The sequence below is a fragment of the Castellaniella hirudinis genome (assembly GCF_042651965.1).
GTDB lineage: Bacteria > Pseudomonadota > Gammaproteobacteria > Burkholderiales > Burkholderiaceae_B > Castellaniella > Castellaniella hirudinis.
Window position 1 is genome coordinate 1 of sequence record NZ_JBHSDY010000005.1, and the last position, 18103, is coordinate 18103.

17 protein-coding genes are annotated in these 18103 nt (G+C 61.1%); 7 read left to right on the forward strand and 10 right to left on the reverse strand.

Going from position 1 to position 18103, the window contains the following annotated elements:
* Window positions 1-249 precede the first annotated feature (249 nt).
* Window positions 250-417: an antitoxin VbhA family protein gene (locus ACFO0J_RS08235; protein ID WP_376812594.1), complete on the forward strand. Its 168-nt coding sequence runs from the start codon at window positions 250-252 to the stop codon at window positions 415-417.
* Between the two features lie 122 nt (window positions 418-539).
* Here ACFO0J_RS08235 and ACFO0J_RS08240 read toward each other — a convergent pair whose 3' ends face one another.
* From ACFO0J_RS08240 to ACFO0J_RS08250, 3 genes are all read right to left on the reverse strand, one after another.
* Window positions 540-1652 (reverse strand): DNA adenine methylase, encoded by a 1113-nt coding sequence (locus ACFO0J_RS08240; protein ID WP_376812979.1) that lies wholly within the window; start codon window positions 1650-1652, stop codon window positions 540-542.
* A gap of 5 nt (window positions 1653-1657) precedes the next feature.
* Window positions 1658-2665: a hypothetical protein gene (locus tag ACFO0J_RS08245; protein WP_376812595.1), complete on the reverse strand. Its 1008-nt coding sequence runs from the start codon at window positions 2663-2665 to the stop codon at window positions 1658-1660.
* A 283-nt stretch (window positions 2666-2948) separates the two neighbouring features.
* Window positions 2949-4310 (reverse strand): DGQHR domain-containing protein, encoded by a 1362-nt coding sequence (locus tag ACFO0J_RS08250; RefSeq protein ID WP_376812596.1) that lies wholly within the window; start codon window positions 4308-4310, stop codon window positions 2949-2951.
* Between the two features lie 728 nt (window positions 4311-5038).
* On the opposite strand from ACFO0J_RS08250, the gene ACFO0J_RS08255 reads away from it, so the two are divergent.
* The 3 genes from ACFO0J_RS08255 (at window position 5039) to ACFO0J_RS08265 (ending at window position 9369) form a co-directional block, all read left to right on the forward strand.
* Window positions 5039-6079 (forward strand): helix-turn-helix domain-containing protein, encoded by a 1041-nt coding sequence (locus tag ACFO0J_RS08255; RefSeq protein ID WP_376812597.1) that lies wholly within the window; start codon window positions 5039-5041, stop codon window positions 6077-6079.
* 129 nt (window positions 6080-6208) lie between these two features.
* Window positions 6209-7798 carry a serine hydrolase gene (locus tag ACFO0J_RS08260; RefSeq protein ID WP_376812598.1) on the forward strand — a complete coding sequence of 530 codons (1590 nt, stop codon included), beginning with the start codon at window positions 6209-6211 and terminating at the stop codon, window positions 7796-7798.
* 23 nt (window positions 7799-7821) lie between these two features.
* Complete coding sequence (locus tag ACFO0J_RS08265; protein ID WP_376812599.1) at window positions 7822-9369, forward strand: S10 family peptidase; 1548 nt, start codon at window positions 7822-7824, stop codon at window positions 9367-9369.
* A 34-nt stretch (window positions 9370-9403) separates the two neighbouring features.
* Here the strand turns inward: ACFO0J_RS08265 and ACFO0J_RS08270 are convergent, their stop codons facing one another.
* Window positions 9404-10591, reverse strand: coding sequence for a DmpA family aminopeptidase (locus ACFO0J_RS08270; protein WP_376812600.1), 1188 nt, complete (start codon window positions 10589-10591; stop codon window positions 9404-9406).
* A 253-nt stretch (window positions 10592-10844) separates the two neighbouring features.
* On the opposite strand from ACFO0J_RS08270, the gene ACFO0J_RS08275 reads away from it, so the two are divergent.
* Window positions 10845-11489: an HAD-IA family hydrolase gene (locus ACFO0J_RS08275; RefSeq protein WP_376812601.1), complete on the forward strand. Its 645-nt coding sequence runs from the start codon at window positions 10845-10847 to the stop codon at window positions 11487-11489.
* A gap of 2 nt (window positions 11490-11491) precedes the next feature.
* Window positions 11492-12256 (forward strand): glutamine amidotransferase, encoded by a 765-nt coding sequence (locus tag ACFO0J_RS08280; RefSeq protein WP_376812980.1) that lies wholly within the window; start codon window positions 11492-11494, stop codon window positions 12254-12256.
* Here ACFO0J_RS08280 and ACFO0J_RS08285 read toward each other — a convergent pair.
* Window positions 12180-13085, reverse strand: a complete 906-nt coding sequence (locus ACFO0J_RS08285) for a LysR substrate-binding domain-containing protein (protein ID WP_376812981.1) — start codon at window positions 13083-13085, stop codon at window positions 12180-12182. The two genes, ACFO0J_RS08280 and ACFO0J_RS08285, sit on opposite strands and share 77 nt — an antisense overlap.
* Here ACFO0J_RS08285 and ACFO0J_RS08290 point away from each other — a divergent pair.
* The gene (locus ACFO0J_RS08290; protein WP_376812602.1) at window positions 13045-13245 is read left to right on the forward strand and encodes a hypothetical protein; all 201 of its coding nucleotides are present in this window, start codon (window positions 13045-13047) and stop codon (window positions 13243-13245) included. The genes ACFO0J_RS08285 and ACFO0J_RS08290 overlap by 41 nt on opposite strands.
* Before the next feature lie 28 nt (window positions 13246-13273).
* Here ACFO0J_RS08290 and ACFO0J_RS08295 read toward each other — a convergent pair whose 3' ends face one another.
* The 5 genes from ACFO0J_RS08295 to ACFO0J_RS08315 form a co-directional block, all read right to left on the reverse strand.
* The gene (locus ACFO0J_RS08295; protein ID WP_376812603.1) at window positions 13274-13996 is read right to left on the reverse strand and encodes an ABC transporter ATP-binding protein; all 723 of its coding nucleotides are present in this window, start codon (window positions 13994-13996) and stop codon (window positions 13274-13276) included.
* Window positions 13983-14741 carry an ABC transporter ATP-binding protein gene (locus ACFO0J_RS08300; RefSeq protein WP_376812604.1) on the reverse strand — a complete coding sequence of 253 codons (759 nt, stop codon included), beginning with the start codon at window positions 14739-14741 and terminating at the stop codon, window positions 13983-13985. Before ACFO0J_RS08300 ends, ACFO0J_RS08295 begins: the two co-directional genes overlap by 14 nt.
* Window positions 14738-15685 (reverse strand): branched-chain amino acid ABC transporter permease, encoded by a 948-nt coding sequence (locus tag ACFO0J_RS08305; protein WP_376812605.1) that lies wholly within the window; start codon window positions 15683-15685, stop codon window positions 14738-14740. The genes ACFO0J_RS08300 and ACFO0J_RS08305 overlap by 4 nt, the downstream gene beginning before the upstream one ends.
* Complete coding sequence (locus ACFO0J_RS08310) at window positions 15682-16554, reverse strand: branched-chain amino acid ABC transporter permease (protein ID WP_376812606.1); 873 nt, start codon at window positions 16552-16554, stop codon at window positions 15682-15684. Before ACFO0J_RS08310 ends, ACFO0J_RS08305 begins: the two co-directional genes overlap by 4 nt.
* A gap of 145 nt (window positions 16555-16699) precedes the next feature.
* Window positions 16700-17965: an ABC transporter substrate-binding protein gene (locus tag ACFO0J_RS08315; RefSeq protein WP_376812607.1), complete on the reverse strand. Its 1266-nt coding sequence runs from the start codon at window positions 17963-17965 to the stop codon at window positions 16700-16702.
* Window positions 17966-18103 lie beyond the last annotated feature (138 nt).

An 18103-nucleotide genomic window follows, 5' to 3' on the forward strand; every position in this document is an offset into this window, starting at 1 on the left:
CCCGGTAGAATTTGAGAGACGCCATTTTTTGAAAACCGGGACTGTCTAGAAAATCCGGGTCGATTCAAACCTATTGATAGGCAGAAAAACAAGACAATTGCTGCGTGAAACCTTTTTCCTCGTTTTCTCGACAAAGCCTCCAAAAAATCCCACACCTTGTAAAATATAATTACCTAAAGCACGGGAGACAACCATGGCTGAGATGGGTTCGCACGAAACGGAACTGAGTAAAACGATATCCGGTGCCGAGTGCGACGACGTGTAGCGGCCGTCAATTACGCACGCGCATCAGTCGGTTTGGAGGGATTCTCGCTTAGTGCAGCAGATGAAGAACATGCTCAACGGTTCATCAACGGGGACATTGACCTCGAAGAATTTGTGCAACCGCGTAGTGCCTTGGAGCACTCAAAAGCTTAGTCATGATGAAGAAAATATAGGTGGTTGAAGCTAGTGCAGGATAGGCTGTCGCCGGTTTTTGTGTTGCGCAATCATGCTACTGCGTTAAGTTTAATTTCTAAGGTTACCAAGTAGAGATTACATTACCTCGGCTCAAGACATAGAATCATTTCGTCTGCGTTCAGGCGTGCGAGTCTAGGACCTTGCCCACTTAAAGAGGGCCCTCCCAAAGTGCTGAACACACTGGAAACGATTTTCGTTTTCGCCTCGAAAATTTCTGATGCATAGTTTTTAATCATGTAGGCGTCAACTCCATTTGAACATTCGTGGTCGGGAAAAGTGATGATCGCCGATACTCCTCGCGCTGCTAGTGCCACCAAAAGTTCTTGTATCGCTAATCTGGCAGTTGTCTTCTGGCTGTATCTTGAACTCGGTCGCTCATGGAGAGGGGGATAACGGCCCACGCCAAACACTGGGCTTGTAGATCCAATAGTAATAGCCTCAAGCACATGGTAAAAGCGACTATATTGGACAGCAGAGTAAGGTGGGTCGATAAAAACAAGGTCGCCAGGCTGCAATTGCGAAGCTACAACGTTAGCGTCACCCACTTTAGACTTGCCAATTATTTGCGCATGGACTGGGGCTATCTGAGATAGAGCTGCTTGCACATCTGCACAAAAATTACGTTGCCAGCTAATTTCCAAGTATTTGATGGCGGTGTCTGTCGGTTGAAAGGGCTGTGCAGTGTGCCCCGGAGATGCAGCACATTTACTAGCAGCCATTACAAGTGCAGCAAGACAAATTTCCCGATTTGGAGACTTCTGGGGAATACTATCCCTGAGCGCTTGAATCCAACATGCTTGAACGGGGCTATAGTAGTGTCCAGCATAGGCATGCACCAAGCTGGTTTGATCAAACTGACATGCCCACTTACGAGCTTTCATTACAAAAGCTGCGTTAACCGCTTTAATCTCTGGCGCAGAAAACTCTTCAAATTTAGGAGTCGCTCGACGCAACCAGTCACTCCAAAGTCTGACCGGATTAACCGGACTATTTCGTTGGATCACGGCACCCGCAAGCGCTGCGCTGTATCGCTGTAGATCAAATGCAAAAGTCGCTATCGGATAGCGTTGTGCTACGTGCCAGGCAACTGATGCAGAGCCCGTAAAGAGATCTACAAAACGCTTGTGCCGGCCTACCATATCATCTAAAACGTGGCCTAGACCATTTCCGAGCATTGCTCGCTTAGAGCCCATGTATTTCAAAGACTAGTACTCCATGCAAGCATCGCATCTGCTCTTGCCAGCAGGTGAGTATCCGTACTGCGCGAGGGGGTCGCAGTCAATTGCGCTGGTAACGGCATTGGTGGGACCGGAAGCTGACTAAGGTGTTCAAAATCCATCCATTTGTCTTCCGGCCTCTCTCCATCGGTAGGATCAAAAAGCCCCACATGCTCCAGCCAATCCTTGAGCCATTCCTTGGCCGGTGTTGCTGGATAGCTAGTAAGAGCGCCGTTTGGCATGAGTGTCGCCAAGCGGAGCAAGAAGAATGCACGAGCCACCATATTAGATGGGTTCAAATCAGGGGAAAACGCCAGTTGAAAAATTGGCGAAGATGACGACTCACCATCAAAGAAAGATTCAAGCGTCGCGCGTGGGGTACCAGTTGATTTCTCAAGATCATCAATCAAACGGCGCAGCCATGCAGTTCTTGCCGCTTCACCTGCCACAACGGTATCGTCATTTAGCTCAGCGTTAACTAGATATCTGACAAGCTCCTGTTCGAACCTCAACCCGTGGCCATTAGGTTCAGCCAACGCCCACAAGTCGCGCACAAATTCAAAGTCAGCGGCTCGCATAGGCTGCAACGGAGTCCTGGCAGTTGGTGTCTCATAACTTGCCTTATTACGGGCATCGTGTTCGCTACCCATAGATAGATCCAGTGCCCAGCGAGTTAACGTGGGATTCGCGGCGACCCTACCAACAGACGCTTTAAGATCCCCAATCGTGACAGACGGGAGAATCTTCAACTGATCAAGTAGGAGCGCCTCAGCCGCTGGGGTCTTAGCCCATGCCTCCCAAAGCTTCCAAACTACAGTGTGCGTTCGCATCGTCCGCCATGAAGACACTTTTGATGCACCGCTGCGCTCCAAATAACTGTTGTCTCCGTTACTGATTCGTATGCCATGGGACGACAGCAGCGATATAGCGGCACGCAGCTCAGCGTAATATGCAAAGTGGATTACCTGCGCCGGAGCGTTGTTGAGCATTGACGATAGCGCCGCAGATAAAAATCTCCAACCTTCGGTCAAATGTACAAGAGCGTCTACGGCTAGAGACGTTGGTGTTGTATGCGGCTCTGCCGACCGTAATAGCGGGGCTCCAAATGTCGACGCGACTCTTTGGAGGCTCGCGTAGCTACCCTGTATCAAACTTGGGGCACACAAATCAGCAGGGATCGGACTCACTGGCGCTGTCGTAGTTGCACTTTGTGGCTGCCGATTCTGAGACTGAGTCTGTTTAGCTTGGTTGCCGCGTTTACGGCGATGCCGGCTACTCATTGCTCCAACCCAAAATGGCAAGAGCGTGCGTAGCGGCATCACGAACATTGATGTCTTTGGATATTGAAGCGGCAGTCAAAGCTGCCTTATTCAGTGCTTTGTATCCACTGCTTCCCCGATACTGCCCTTGTACAACTTTGTCTTCTTCACCAATTCCAGGCGCAGCGCTGGTTCTCCAGTCGACACCGTCAATTAGCGCAGTAGCCACTTCACGAACAAAAGTTGTGAGGCTCCGATTTGACTCAAGTTGCTCCAGCGCCTTTGCAACGAACTCATCAGCGGGCTCGGATTCTTCCTCTGATCCTTCAATTTCTAGCAATCCAATCCTGTCGTACACCAGTTGTGCCAACGCATTGTATGCAAAACTGATGGCACGGAAGCCTTGATCAGTCGCTAAAAGGGTATATGGCCCTTCAAACGCGTAGGCTGCCAAATCGTTTCCAGACTTCCCCCCATGTTCGCCTAATAAACGTTTCCACGTGGCCTTTGATGATGCAGCGGCATCACGCACTGCATTCCAGCAAAGTATAAGGAATGCTGCTTGTTCTGGCCTCCTCCAACGGATGATGTAGCGAGTTCCGTTTTTGTCAATCGAGCCGAACAGCCCACCGAGTTTGGTAATATCTTCCGGATCGGCATCGGCATCATTTCCTTTTGCCCAAGTCCGTACGAATGTCGCCATTAATGATCTAATCGCAGCAGCGTTAGAAACATGCCCGTCCACACGTTTACCAAAAAGCTCAATCCGATCCTTCCAAGGGCTAGATGGGTTTCTCCAAAGGACCTCCACTAACTCTTGAGATCGATGCTCTTGATAAATCTTGATTGACTCGCCTCGTTTGAGCCATTCTTGGTCTCGAAGCTCTGGGTACAAATCAAACGCCAAACTTGTATTGATGCGTTTGGGCTCGACATTAATGACCCAGAACAAATAGGCCTGCCAAGTAAGAGGCAAGTTATCGAATATGACCACAGGCACTTCGTAGTCGTCAGGTAAAGAAATCAGATCAGTAGCCAGCAAACGATGCTGCCCATCGACTATTTCCAGTGGTGGTAATGCCTGAGTTGGATCTACATTTGAAGCTGAAAACGTCAGTTCATGATGTATTCCATCGCTCGAGATAGTAACTATATCGTCAGTTGCAACTGTTCTTTCCTTCCCCTTTCGAGACCGCACCTCATTAGGCCCAAGGATATTGACAAGAATACTGGTTGGCAGCCAACCGGGATTCACTAACTCCGTGTGCATTTGTGGGTCTAGCCCTGCTCCAGTCGACAGGGGAAATCCATACTCAAGATAGCGACCAATCTTCGCCAGCCTGTCCTCATCATGCGTACGTTGATAACCCGCCACTTTGCTAGCTCGACGATCCTCGACTGTTCGAGGCTGGACCCCGCTGAGAGCTCTGAGCGTCTTTAGCGAAAGCGATCCCACGTAGAAATGTGCGGGTGGCCGGGGGCGATTTCCTCCCCAAGTAGCGATATCCCATGTCTTTAGCCATTGGTTTACTCGGAGCAACGGCTTGCTTATCCTTGTCATTTTTATATCCCTCAGCGCATGTAAGTCTCTGTCCGACCATGATGATTTGGCTGCCAGTGGGGAGCACAACTACAGCGCAATATCAAAGCAGCAAGAGTGCATAACTACCAATAAAAATCTATAGTCACAATTTGTATTGTATAGCGTGAAGATCTGCAACTTGCCATTTTATCCGGTTCCTACGGAAACACACACGTATTGCCCTCAGTCGACACAAGAACAACAGTTACCGGTGAGGGGGGCCTCCCTACTAAGATACTGTACTTAACCGAGGTACAGTACAGGGACAGTGACCAGCTTTCACGAATTCGGCTAAAAATACGCTAATCTACTGATTTTAAAATGGTTTTACCTAGTTCAACCTACGCTAGAATTCGCCCCATTTCCCTGTAGAAACACTGTAAAACACCGACTCAAAATCCCCCGCCGCAAGGCGTACCGGTTCGATTTGGCCTCGGGTACCATCTTGACCTTGTGATCAAGTACAGTGTGACTGTCACCAAACAGACTTCGCGATTCCCCAGGGAACTCAAAGGAGCGTTATGGAGCGAGAACCTACGTATCTGAGCGAAACGGACGACGTGTTTGCGTTTGCGACGGGCCGTCCGCACACACACGTTTTTCAAACGACCGGCACCGGGCATGTGGACTCCCGCAGCCGCTACGAATACTGGACCGACACGCAGGTCCGGCACATCACGGCGGACCGTCCCGATGCTGCGCAGCGCAAGGACTTCCGCGCCAGGATCACCTCTCTGGCCACCGCCACGATGGAAGTCCACTATGCCGAAATGGACGCCTTCAGCGCGACGCGGACGCAGCGCGACATCAGGACAGTGCCATCCGAGGAACTCGCGCTGTTTTTTCTGTTCGAGGGATCGCTGCAGGCCCGGCAGGGCGATTACCAGGCCTCGTCCATCGGCCCCGACGATTTCTACCTCTATGATGCCTGCCGTCCCCAACGGCTGGAATTCTCACGCAGCCGCCTGATCCAGTTCGATCTCTCTCGTGAGCGCCTGAATGCGGTCTGCGGCGGACGCGCGCCTGCGCCGGGGGCCGTCACCGACGCGTTGCGGCGCAGCGGCCTGACGCCCATGCTGCGGCTGCATCTGCGCCAGTTTCCGCATGCCTATTACGCCCTGAGTCCCCAGGAGCACATGGTGATGCAGTCCGCCACGGAATCGCTGATCCTCACTGTCATCAGCGCCGCCCTGATGTCGGACAGCGACGCCACCGCCACCAGCCTGCGCCTGGCCGAAGCGGGACGGCGCTACATCCACCTGCATCTCGACAATCCCGAATTCGATATCGCCGCGATGGTCCGTCACCTGGGGTGCTCGCGCGCGGCCTTGTATCGCGCATTCAAACTGGCCGGCGTCCCGGTGGCCGCCTACCTGCGTGAACAGCGGCTGCAGAAATTGCACCAGATGCTGCGCAATCCTTGGGAAACGCGGCCCATTGCGGCGCTGGCGCCCTTGTGCGGCCTGTACGACATTCCCAACGTCAACCAGATGTTCCGCAGGCGATTCGGCGTGTCCCCGTCGCACGTGCGGCAGCACGAGACAAAGCGAGCCGTCACCTGAGACGCTTGCATTAGGCCGCGCGCAAAGACGGCTCCTATGATGGTCGCGCCAGACCATCCCCGGAGAGCCGGCATGAAATCACATTCTGCAGCGCGTCCTCACCGCCACAGTCGCCTGCGGAGCGCCTTCGTGCGGACCCTGTCTGCCGGGATGCTCGCGGCCTGCGCCGGAGGGTTCGGCCCTCACGCGGTTGCAGCCCCGGACGCGCATGCCCTGAGCAAGGCCGATGTGCAGGCGCTGGCGCCCGGAATCGAGGCCGCCATCCAGCACGCCATCGACACCTGGGACGTGCCGGGCCTGGCCGTGGGCATTGTGGCCGACGACCAGCTTGTCTATGGCAAGGGGTTTGGTGTCCGGCGGCAGGGTGGTGACGAACCCGTCGATCTCGACACGCTGTTCCAGATCGGCTCCTCGACAAAAGCCTTCCTCGGGGTCACGCTCGCGCAACTGGTCGACGACGGCAAGCTGCGCTGGGACGACAAGGTCGCCGGCCTGTATCCCGGTTTCCGGCTGATGGACGCCTGGGTCACGGGGGAATTCGAGGTGGCCGATCTGCTCGCACAGCGCAGCGGTCTGCCCGCATCCGTGCTGACCGGCATGATGACGTACGACTACCCGGAAGAGGACATCATTGCGGCGCTGCGGTACATCACGCCCGTCACGAGCTTTCGTTCGACTTTCGCCTACCAGAACGCCTTCCATCTGATCGCCGGCAAGATCGTTGCCAGGGCGGGCGGCGCGCCGGATTGGGAAACCTTTTTGACGGACAGCGTCCTGCGGCCGCTGGGGATGAACCACAGCCACGGCACCGCCCAGGCCCTGCTCGCCGTGGATAATCGGGCCACCGGCCACGGGTGCAACTTTGGTCAGGCGCCCTGCGCCAAGCCCGTCTTTCCCTTTCCCTACAACGCCCATGGCGCCGGCGGCCTGAACTCGTCCGTCCGCGATCTGGCTCAATGGCTGCGCCTGCACATCAATGGCGGGGAAGTCGACGGCAAACGGATCGTGTCTGAACAGGCGCTCGAAACGACGTATCTGCAGCGCGTGCCGATGCCTCCGGCCGTCATGAAGGCGTTGGGCATGCATCCCGCCGATCGCGGCGGCTATGCCACGGGCTGGTTCATCCATTCGGTGCCCGAGGGCCGCGTGATCGAACATTGCGGCGCCACGATCGGCTTTATGGGCTGCGTGGCCTTCGATCCCGACCGCAAGGCGGGCATCGTCCTGTTGACCAACCGCCTCATGGATCTGGATCTCGGTCTTGCCCCCAGTCTGATGCACCAGGTCATGGCCATGCTGCAGGGGCGTCGGGACGCCGATTTCGTCGATGCGCGCCGGGCGGTCTATGCCGACGCGCTCAGCGCCTATGAGCAATCGTTGCAAACGCCCGGCGACCCCGCACCGCCGCGAGCATTGTCGGCATACGTCGGCGCCTACGAAAACCCGGCGCTGGGCAAAGTGACGATCACCGATCAGGACGGCCGGCTGGTCTTCAAGGTGGGGCCCAGGCAATTGCCCGTCGCCCTGGATCCCTGGTCGGGCGACGTCTTCATGTCCCATACCGAGCTGCCTGTCGTTCAGGGCGACCCCGTCACGGAAACCAGGCCGTTGCGTTTCACCGTGAATGAGCAGAACCGCATCGACGGATTCGACTGGTCCGGTCATGGCGATCACTTCGGCCTGCCCGCTTTTACGCGCACGTCTCAAGCGGCGCATTGAAACAAGGAAGACCGATGGACGGGATGATGACCCAACTGAAGACGCGCTGCGCAATCGGCCTAGCCGCCCTGGCGCTGGCCCCGGCCGCAGCGTGGTCTTCCGCACCGGACGGTATCGAACAGACCACCGCCTTGCAGGATCAGGTGACGGTCGGCGCTGTGCAACTGGACTATACGGTGACGGCCGGCAAGCTGCTGATCCGCACGGGCGAGGGCAAGCCCTCTGCCGCCTTGTCCTATACCGCCTACACCCTGGATGGCGCCCAAGCCGCCCGGCGGCCGGTCACCTTTTTCTGGGATGGCGGGCCGGGCGGCTCGACCTTCGCAGAGAATTTCTTCGGTTTCGGTCCCAAACGCTACTTTGCCAGCCGGCATGCGCATGCCGGCCCGCCGTACCTGACGCAAGCCAATCCCTACACGCTGCTGGCCCATAGCGATCTGGTGTTCATCGACCCGGTCGGCACCGGCTATTCGCATGCCCTGGGCCAGTTCGCCGATCGGGATTTCTGGGGCGTGGAGCCGGATGCCGACGCCATGTCCGCAGCCATCGTCCGCTACCTGCGCATGAACCGGCGCTGGCAGTCGCCCAAGTTCCTGCTGGGTTCGTCATACGGCACGACGCGCGCCAGCATCGTGGCGGACAAGCTGCAGTCCAATGGGATGGCGATCAACGGCGTCATTCTCGTCGGCTCGGCGCTGAACTTCGGGATGCAGGACAACGGCCTGGACCAGCAATTCACGCTGGGCCTGCCCAGCATGGCCGCGATTGCGTGGCACCACGGCAAGACCGCCCATCAGTCCATGGCGCTGCCCGATTTTCTGCGGGCAGTCGAGGCGTTCGTGCGCACCGAGTACGGTCCCGCCCTGTCTCTGGGCAATCGCTTGCCTCCCGAGCAGAAGCAGGCCCTGGCGAAGAAGCTGGCCGGCTACATCGGACTGGATGCGCAGTACATCCACGATGCCCACCTCCGGGTGTCCGTGGTGCGTTTCCGCAAGGAATTGCTGCGCGATCAGGGGTTGACGGTCGGCCGCCTGGACGGCCGCAGCGTGTCGGCCGACTTCGATACCGTGGGCGAGGAGCCCGAGAACGACTATTGGCTGATGGAGGAACTGTTGATGCCTGCACGCGGCGTCATCGAATCGTTTTACGGGGCCGAGCTGGGCCGCGACGATCCGCAGGACTACCGCATCGTCGCGGCAGGCGCCATCCAGGCCTGGACATGGGACCATGAACTGCCGAACATCGCCGGCATCTCCCGCTACGAACTCCAGGAACGCAATATCTTTCCGCAGAACACCTGGGTGGCCGCCCATCTGTCAGCCGCCATGCGCGCCAACCGCAACCTGCGTGTTTTTCAGGCCCACGGCTATTTCGACCTGGCCACGCCCTACGCCTGGGGGGACTACGACCTTTCACACATGACGCACGATCAAGGGCTCATGGACAGGATCACGACCTCGTACTACGAGGCCGGCCACACCATCTTTTTCGATGAAAAGGCGATTCCCCGCATGTCCCGCGAATTGGGCGAATTCTATGCGGCGGCGCTCAAGCCGCATGCCGGGCCCTGATGCCGGCTTGGCATCAGGCCGACGCGACTGACGCTCAAGGCGCGAGCCGCTGGTATTTTTTCATCACGGCCTGGAGGCGGTCGTGCGGGATCGCCTGCAAGGTGTAGCCGTCGCGGCCCACCATGGTTTCGGCGGCCACCATCGCATTGATGACGGCCTCCTCGGTCGCCAGGGCCGTCGCTTCGATGAGCGGGTCCATGGTGTCGTTGGAGACCATTTGAACCGAGCTGTCGTCCTTGCGGCTGAACGCGCCGGGATTGGCGGTCGAAAACGCCAGAAAGATCTCGCCGCTGCCATTGCCGCCATACCCTCCGGTGCGGGCCAGCCCGACCGGTACGCGGCGCGCCAGCCGTTTGAGCTGATGCGGCAGCAACGGGGCGTCGGTGGCCACGATGACGATGACCGACCCGGTTTCCTGCGGCGGCTGGCGGTGCGCCAGCGGGGATTCCGGCCGGATTTCCCGGCCCACGGGGACGCCGGCGATCATCAGGCCGTCGGGGGTGCCGAAATTCCCCTGGAGCAACACCCCCACGGTATAGCCTCCCTGTTCGCGGCTCAATTGCCTGGACGCCGTGCCGGTGCCGCCCTTGAAGCCGAACAGGGCCATGCCGGTTCCTCCGCCGACATTGCCTTCCGCAACACGGCCCGGCGCGGCCGAGTCGAGCGCGGCGTACACGTGTTCTTTCTTGACGTGCATGCCGTTGATGTCATTCAGGATGCCGTCGTAGGTCTCGGCCACGACGGGGAGCAGAAAGTAAAGATCTTCGAACAAGGTCGGGCCCACCATGTCGTTGTCGGCCTGCCAGGCGATCGTCGAGTCCCTGACCAGCCCGGCGCTGTGCGTGTTGGTGATCAGGACCGGGCCTTCGAGAAACCCGCTTTCCTCGACCCAGGTCGTGCCCGTCATTTCGCCGTTGCCGTTGAACGAGTACCAGCCCGCGAAGACGGGGTCGTAATGCTTGCCGCGAGGCAGGATGGCCGTGACGCCGGTGCGGATGGGCCCTTTGCCGATTTCCAGCTTGCCTTCGCCTTCGATGAGGGTGGCATAACCCACCGTCACGCCCTTGACGTCCGTGATCGCGTTCTGCGGGCCGGGCGTGCCGACGAAGGGAATGCCGAGGTCGCGCGCGCGAGGCTGTCCGGCCGCCTGGGGCGACGTCGCTGACACGGCAAGCAGCGTCCCCAGCAGGCCGGCGGACAGGGTGTTTTTCAAGGGTGACATGGGGTTCTCCTCCTGAGGAGTTGGTGCACTTGAAGCGCCGGCGTCAGGCGCAGCGAACCGCGCGGACCCTGCCCGCAACGCGGGTGGGAAAAGCTTAGGCTGATTGGCGCAGAACGCCGTAATGTCCGTGTCTCACCGTCTACTGAACGAGTCTCTATCCCGAGGGCGGCACGCGACATCGCCGCGCAGCGGGCCATGCAGGGGCATGATCGGTACAATCGGCCCGTGACCTTATGGAGCCAGGCAGACCCTTATGAGAATCGACGGCATCATTTTCGACAGTGACGGCACGCTCGTGGATAGCGAGATCCTTTCGGCGCGGGCCATCAGCCAGATCCTGCAGGAAGCCGGTGCGGACCTGTCAATGGACGAGGTGCTCGAGCGGTTTCGCGGCTGCCGGTTCTCGGTGTTCACGGAAGAATTGCTGCGTGACTACCCGGTGATCGGCCCGGAAGCGTTCATCCCCGCGTTCCGGCAGCGCAGCGCCGCGCTCTTTGCGCAAGAACTGCAGCCGATGAACGGGGCGCTGGAGGTGGTGGCGGCCATCACCATCGACAAATGCGTGGCGTCGAACGGCCCCAGGGAAAAAATCGAATCCTGTCTTGGCACGACGGGCCTGCTGCCGTATTTCGAGGACCGCGTGGTCAGCGCCTACGAGGTCGGTTCCTGGAAGCCGGACCCGGATCTGATCCTGCACGCGGCCTCGGTGATGGGTTTGTCCCCGAGCCGCTGCATACTTGTCGAAGACAGCCTGGCCGGCGTGCAGGCGGGGTTGGCGGCCGGTGTCGAGGTGATCGGCTACCGGCTCAGCGAGGCGACGCAGGCGGCCGTCGGCCACCGCGTCCGCGTGATTCAGGAATTGGCCGAGCTGCACGGACTGCTGGAGACCCCGAGATGACCATGACCGCTCAACCCTTGCTCCTCATCCAGGTCGGCACCCCGCCCGACGACGTCCGCGCCAGCGAAGGCGATGTGCCCGCGTGGTTTCGCCGGGCGCTGGGCTCCGACGGCGATGCGCTCCAGGTGGTGCGGGTCTTCGACGGCGAGCCCCTGCCGGCGCCGGGCGCGCACCGGGCGGCGATCATCACGGGGTCCTGGGCCATGGTCACGGATCGCCTGGATTGGAGCGAAGCTACGGCGGGCTGGATCCGTCAGGCGATGGGCATCGGCATGCCGCTGTTCGGCGTCTGCTATGGGCATCAGCTGATGGCGCATGCCCTGGGCGGCCGGGTCGACTATCACCCTGACGGCATCGAGCTCGGTTGTCTGGAAATCGAATGCCTGCCCGGCCTGTCGTCCGATCCGCTGGCCGCCGTGCTGCCCGCCCGCTTCATGGCCCCTCTGTCACATAGGCAGACCGTGCTGGCGCTGCCGCCGGGCGCCCAGGTGCTGGCGCGCTCGGCGCACGACGCCCATCAGATCGTGCGCTACGGGCCGCACGCCGTGTCCACCCAGTTTCACCCCGAATTCACGCCGGCCGTCTCGGCCGCCATCGTGCGTGGGCGCGCGGACGCCTTGCGCGCCGAGGGCCGCGATCCCGAGGCGATCCTGGCCGGGCTGTGTGAAACCCCGGCGGCGCTGGCGGTGCTCAGGCGGTTCGTGCGGGCCGTGCTTCCAGCAGCCACGTCTTGCGAGTCCGATCGAACTTCCGGCATTCCTCTCTGATCCACTGGGAGAACCGGCGGAAGTCAGGATTTTCGTGACGCTCCGTCAGCAGCACGTAGCGTGCCGGCGCCGGCGTATGGCGGCCGAATACATCCACCAGCCGGCCGCTGCGGACATCATCCATGACGAGCGAGGTGCGCGCGATGGCGACGCCCTGGTGGTTCTGCGCGGCGCCGACCGCCAAGGTCGACAGGTTGAACTGGACGCCGCCGAGGCCGGGCAGCCAGTCCGGGCGTTGCGCGTTCAGCCAGGTGCGCCATTCGACGAACTCCGGGGCGCCGTCCCAGGGCATCGCATCGTGCAGCAGGGTGACGCCTTCCAGAGACTGCCCTGAAGCGAAGGCCGGATGCCGCGTCAGGTATTCGGGCGTCGCCACGGGGATCAGGTATTCGTCGAGGATGGGTTCCGCGTCGGCCTCTGCATGGTCCAGGTGGTCGAGGCGGATCGCGGCGTCGATGTTGCCCGCACGCATGGCCTGGCGCGTCAGGGCGTTGTGGAATTTCGCCTCCAGGCGCACCACGATGTCCGGATTTTCCCGGTGAAAGTCGGGCAGCCGGGGCATCAGCCAACCCAGCGCGAACGAGGGCAGGCAGCCGACGTGCAGCACCGAGCCCTTCGAGTCCAGGCGCGTGAGCGTGCGCTCGATGTCGTGAAAGGCCCTCGAGCTGGTTTCGAACAGGGTCTGGCCGCGCTGCGTCAGGGCCAGGCGGCCGTGGTGCCGCACGAACAGGGGGTAAGCGAGCCGATCCTCGAGGTTCCGGATCTGTTGGCTGACCGCGCTTTGCGTGATGTTCAGTTCGCCCGCCGCTTTCGTGAAAACGACGGGCAGCGCCGCCGTGCTGCAACTGGACCGCTATGGCGTCGATGCGGGTTGCAAGGCGGACCTCGTCATCGCGCCGGGGCGCACGCCGGGCGAGCTCCTCGTCAAGCGGCCTGCGCAGCGCTGGGTGATCAAGAACGGCGTCGTGGTGCACCGGCCCGCCGGATAGGGCTCCAGGATGCCGGCGGGGCGCGCCCTCAATCCGTAAATTCCCATTTCTGCGCGCTGGCCCCGGCCAGTTCCTGCACCCGCTGCTCGTCCTGGCCGAATTCGGCGGCCGAGCCGGCGTGGGTGATCTGTCCTCGGTCCAGGACGTAGGCCCGGTCCGCCACCTCGATGGCGGCGCGGACGTTCTGCTCGATCAGCAGCACCGAGGTGCCCGCATCGCGGGCCGCGACGATGACCTCGAAGACGCTCTTGACGATCAGGGGCGCCAGCCCCTGGGAAGGCTCGTCCAGCAGCAGCAGGCGCGGATTCAGCAGCAGCACGCGGGCGATGGACAGCATTTCCTGTTCGCCCCCGGACAGTTGTTTGCCCTGGTGGCGCTTGCGCTCCGCCAGCCGGGGGAACAGTTCATAGATGCGCGGGATGTTCCAGTGGCCCGGGCTGTCGACGGGCACTTTCAGGTTCTCGTCCACGGTCAGGTTGGCAAAGACGCGGCGTCCCTCGGGCACCAGGCCGACGCCCAGCCGCGCGATGCGGAAGGGCGGCAGGTGGGTGGATTCCGTCCCGAAGATCCGGATGTGGCCGTCGCGCGCGGGCGTCATGCCCATGATGCTGCGCAGCGTCGTGGATTTGCCCGCGCCGTTGCGTCCCAGCAAGGTCACCAACTCGCCTTCCCCGACTTCCAGGTCGATGCCCTGCAGGATGTGGCTCTTGCCGTAGTAGGTGTGCAGTTGCTGGATTTCAAGCGCCTTCACGTTTTTCCCCCAGATAGGCCACCTGCACCTTCTCGCTGGCGGCGATTTCGGCAGGAGTGCCCACTTCCAGCACCTCGCCTTCCGTCAGGACCGTGATGCGGTCCGCCAGATTGAAAATGACCCGCATATCGTGTTCGACCAGGACGATGGTGAGTTTCTGCGTGCGGTGCAGCTTGCGGATCAGGACGGCGGTGTCGTAGGTTTCCTGGCTGCCCATGCCGGCGGCCGGCTCGTCGAGCAGCAGCAGTTTCGGCTTCAGGGCGAGCGCCATCATGATCTCGGTGGAACGTTGATCGCCGTGCGACAGCTCGCCGACGTGGCGGTCGGCGTTGGCCGTCAGCCCGCCGGTTTCCAGCAGTTCGTCCACTTGCTCATCGGTGCGCGCCGCCTGGCTGCGGGTGGCGAACAGCTTCATCCGCAGGTCTTGCGTGATTTCGACCGCGATGCGCAGATTGTCGCGCACGCTGAGTTCCGGAAAGACTTCGGTGATCTGGAAGGTGCGCGCCATGCCCAGGCCGACGCGGTCGTGAGGAGGCAGGTCGGTGACGTCGCTGCCGTTGAAGACGATGCGGCCGCTGGTGGGTTTGTAGAAGCCGCTGATCATGTTGAAGAACGTCGTTTTACCGGCGCCGTTGGGGCCGATGATCGCGTGCAGTTCGCCGTCTTCGACGTTCAGCGACACGTGCTTGACCGCCGCCAGTTCGCCGAAGCGCTGCGTGACGTCGTGGACTTCGAGCAGGCTCATGATGTCTTCCTCTGCAACAGGCCGACGATGCCGCGCGGGATGAACAGCACGACCAGGACGAAGATCAGCCCGATGAAGAACATCCAGCTGTCCGTGATGCTGGACAGGTAGTCCTGCAATACCACGAAGATGGCGGCGCCCAGCAACGGCCCCCAGAAGGATCGCATGCCGCCGATGACCGCCATCAGCACGAAATCGCCCGATTGGGTCCAGTGCAGGTTGTGGGGGCTGACGAAGTTGTTCAGCATGCCGTAGAGCGACCCGGCCACGGCGACGAAGGCGCAGGACAGGGTATAGGCCAGCCACAGGTGCTGGTTGACCGGGATGCCCAGGAACCGCGCCCGTCGCTCGTTCTCGCGCATGGCCAGCAGGGTGTGGCCGAAAGGCGAGCGCAGCAGGATCGCCATCAGCGCGGCGCAGACGGCGAAGACTGCCAGGGCCGTGTAATAGAACACCAGGCTGGACGAAATGTCGATCTGCGTGAAGCCCAGGTCGATGGGCTGTCGATGAAAGGTCAGACCGTTGTCGCCGCCCGTGACCGAATTCCAGCGGAAGGCGATGAAGTAGAACACCTGGCCGAAGGCGATGGTGGCCAGCGCGAAGTAGATGCCGCGCAGTTTGGCCAGCAGGTGGCCGATGATGGCGCCGCCCAGCGCCCCCGTCAGGATGCCGGCGATGAAGCCGATCGGTGTGCTGGGGACGAGATATTTGATGACCAGCCCCGTGCCGTAGGCGCTGAGCCCGAAGTACGCGGCATGTCCGAAGGCCATGACGCCGGCGTGCCCGACCAGCAGGTTGGTGGCCATCGCCGCCAGGCCGATGATGAGGACCCGCGAGGCCAGGTCGGTGTAGCCGCCGACGGACCCGATCCAGACGGGCAGGGTCAGCAGGATGGCCCAGACGACAATCAGGCTGATCGATTGGTTGACGGTACGGTGGTTCACAGTTTGGTCCCCCCTTCTTCACCGAACAGGCCGTGCGGCCGGATCAACAGCACCAGAGCCATCATCACGTAGATCGTGGCCTCGGACGCGGAGGGATAAAACACGGTGACCACGCCGGCAGCGATCCCGATCAGCAAGCCGCCGAACAGGGTGCCCGCCAGGCTGCCCAGGCCGCCGACGATGACGGCGACGAAGCTGGGCATGATGAGCTGGTCGCCGATCGTGGGCGTCAGGCCCAGCATGCCGGCGGCCAGGACGCCCGCCAGGCCGGCGAAGAAGATCCCCAGGCCGAAATTCAGGTTGCGCAGGATGCGCACGTCCACTCCCAGCGCCGAGACCATTTCCAGATCCAGCGTCCCGGCGCGGATGCGCATGCCCAGGCGCGTCTTCTTGAGGATGAGGAACAGGATGATGACGGCGATGGCGACCAGCGCCACCATGAACACCCGGTAGCCGGTCAGGAAAAAGAGCGTGGGGCTGAGCGAGGATTGCAACGCGGCCGGGACCTGGATCGGCAGGCCCTGGGCGCCCCAGATGTAGCGCACCGAGTCCTGCAGCACGTAGGCCAGCCCGAAGGTCAGCAGCAGGCTGTAGAGCGGATCGCGGGAATACAGCGGACGGATCAGCACGCGTTCCACGAGGATGCCGATCAGGGCGGTCAGGAAGGGCGAGACGATCAGGGCGCCCCAGAAGCCCAGGTACGGCAGCAGGGTGTAGGCGATGTAGGCGCCCAGGGCGAGAAACCCGCCGTGCGCGAAATTGATGACGTTGGTCAGATTGATGATCAGCGACAGACCCAGCGCCATGAGGGCGTAGAACGCGCCGATCACCAGTCCGTTGAATACATTGAAAAGCACCAACTGAGTCACGGGATGTCTCCGTTTGGCGTCAGGCGCTCCCGCCGGACGGCAGGGCGTCCGGTACGGCGTGCGGCCAGGATGGGATCGGGCGGGCGGCCCGGCGGCAGGAAGCACCGCCGCGGCCGTCCGGTTGCCGGCGCATGAGACTGATCAATCAGGCCGGCCAGGTCATCTTGCACCCGGTCTCTTCGACCGTCGGTGCGATGGTCTTGCTTTCGATGACTTCGTCGATTTTGAACAGGTCGTCCGCACCGGCGTCGCCTTGCGTCTGCGCGTGGCCGGCCCAGAGGGTGCCGATGAGCAGGTGCTGGTTGGCGCGGAACGTGGCGGGGTGGGGTTGCAGGGCGACCTCGGGGGGCAGCGTGAGGCCGTCGAGCGCACGCGCCATCTTGACGGCGTCCAGGGACTTGGCCGTGTTGGCGGCCAGGGCGCAGGCGTGGATGGCGGTGTGGCCGAACCAGGTGCGCGCCGTCGGCACGCGTCCGGTCTTTTTCGTGATGGCGGCGGTGAATTCCTTGACGTGCGGCACGTCGGGCTGGTTCCAGTACCACTCGATGACCCAGTTGCCGATGCGCGCGGTGGGCGGCAGGGCCTCGAGCGTTTCCAGTTCGATGTTGGCGCCGGCGATGTGGAAGCGCTTGTCCAGGCCGAACTGCACGGCCTGCTTGAGCACGTTGGTCTGGTCCTCGCCGTTTTGCAGGATCACGATGACGTCCGGATTGGCCGCTTGCGCCTTGATCAGGTAGGACGAGTATTCGGCCGTGCCCAGGGGGATCAGGTCCGCGCCCAGATTGGACGCGCCCAGCTTTTGCAGATTGACCTTGTAGGCGTCCAGCAGGCCGTGGCCGAACGCGTAGTCCGGCACCAGGAAATAGAATTTCTTGCCGAAGCGGTTGACCAGAGACGGCGCGATGGCGTTGACCAGCAGCGTCGTGGACGGGTCGACCTGGTAGACGTTCCAGTGGCATTCGCTGCCCGTGATGGGGTCGGCGTGGCCGCCCGGGTCCATCATGAAGACGCCCTTTTCGTAGGCGACGGCCGACATGGCGATCGTCAGGCCGGAATTGACGTTGCCGACCAGGAAATCGACCTTGTCCTTGTCGATGAGCTTGCGGGCTTTCTGGACGGCGACCCCTGCGTCGCCGCTGGTGGAGTCCTCGACGATCAGCTTGGCCGGCCGTCCCAGGATGCCGCCTTTGGCGTTGATTTCTTCGACTGCCAGTTCCATGCCGTGCAGTTCGTTGCGGCCGGTGATGGCGTAGGTGCCGGTGAGCGGGTTGTCGACCCCCAGTTTGACCGGTTGGTCGCCCTGTGCCGTGAGGATCGGGGGATAGGCCAGCGTGGCAACGCCTGCCGCCCCCGCCGCTTTCAGTAGCGTGCGGCGACTGATCGTCCCCGTGCTGCCGTGATTGTCGTTCATGCGAATCTCCTCTGAGAACGTCTGGATGACGTGCGTCGCCTGAAAGTGGGTGGCGCAGGTGAGATGAAGCTCGAAAACAATAGGTGCTGCTGAGACTGACGTCCCTCGCGAGTCCGTTGCAACGGGGGGCGGATTCAG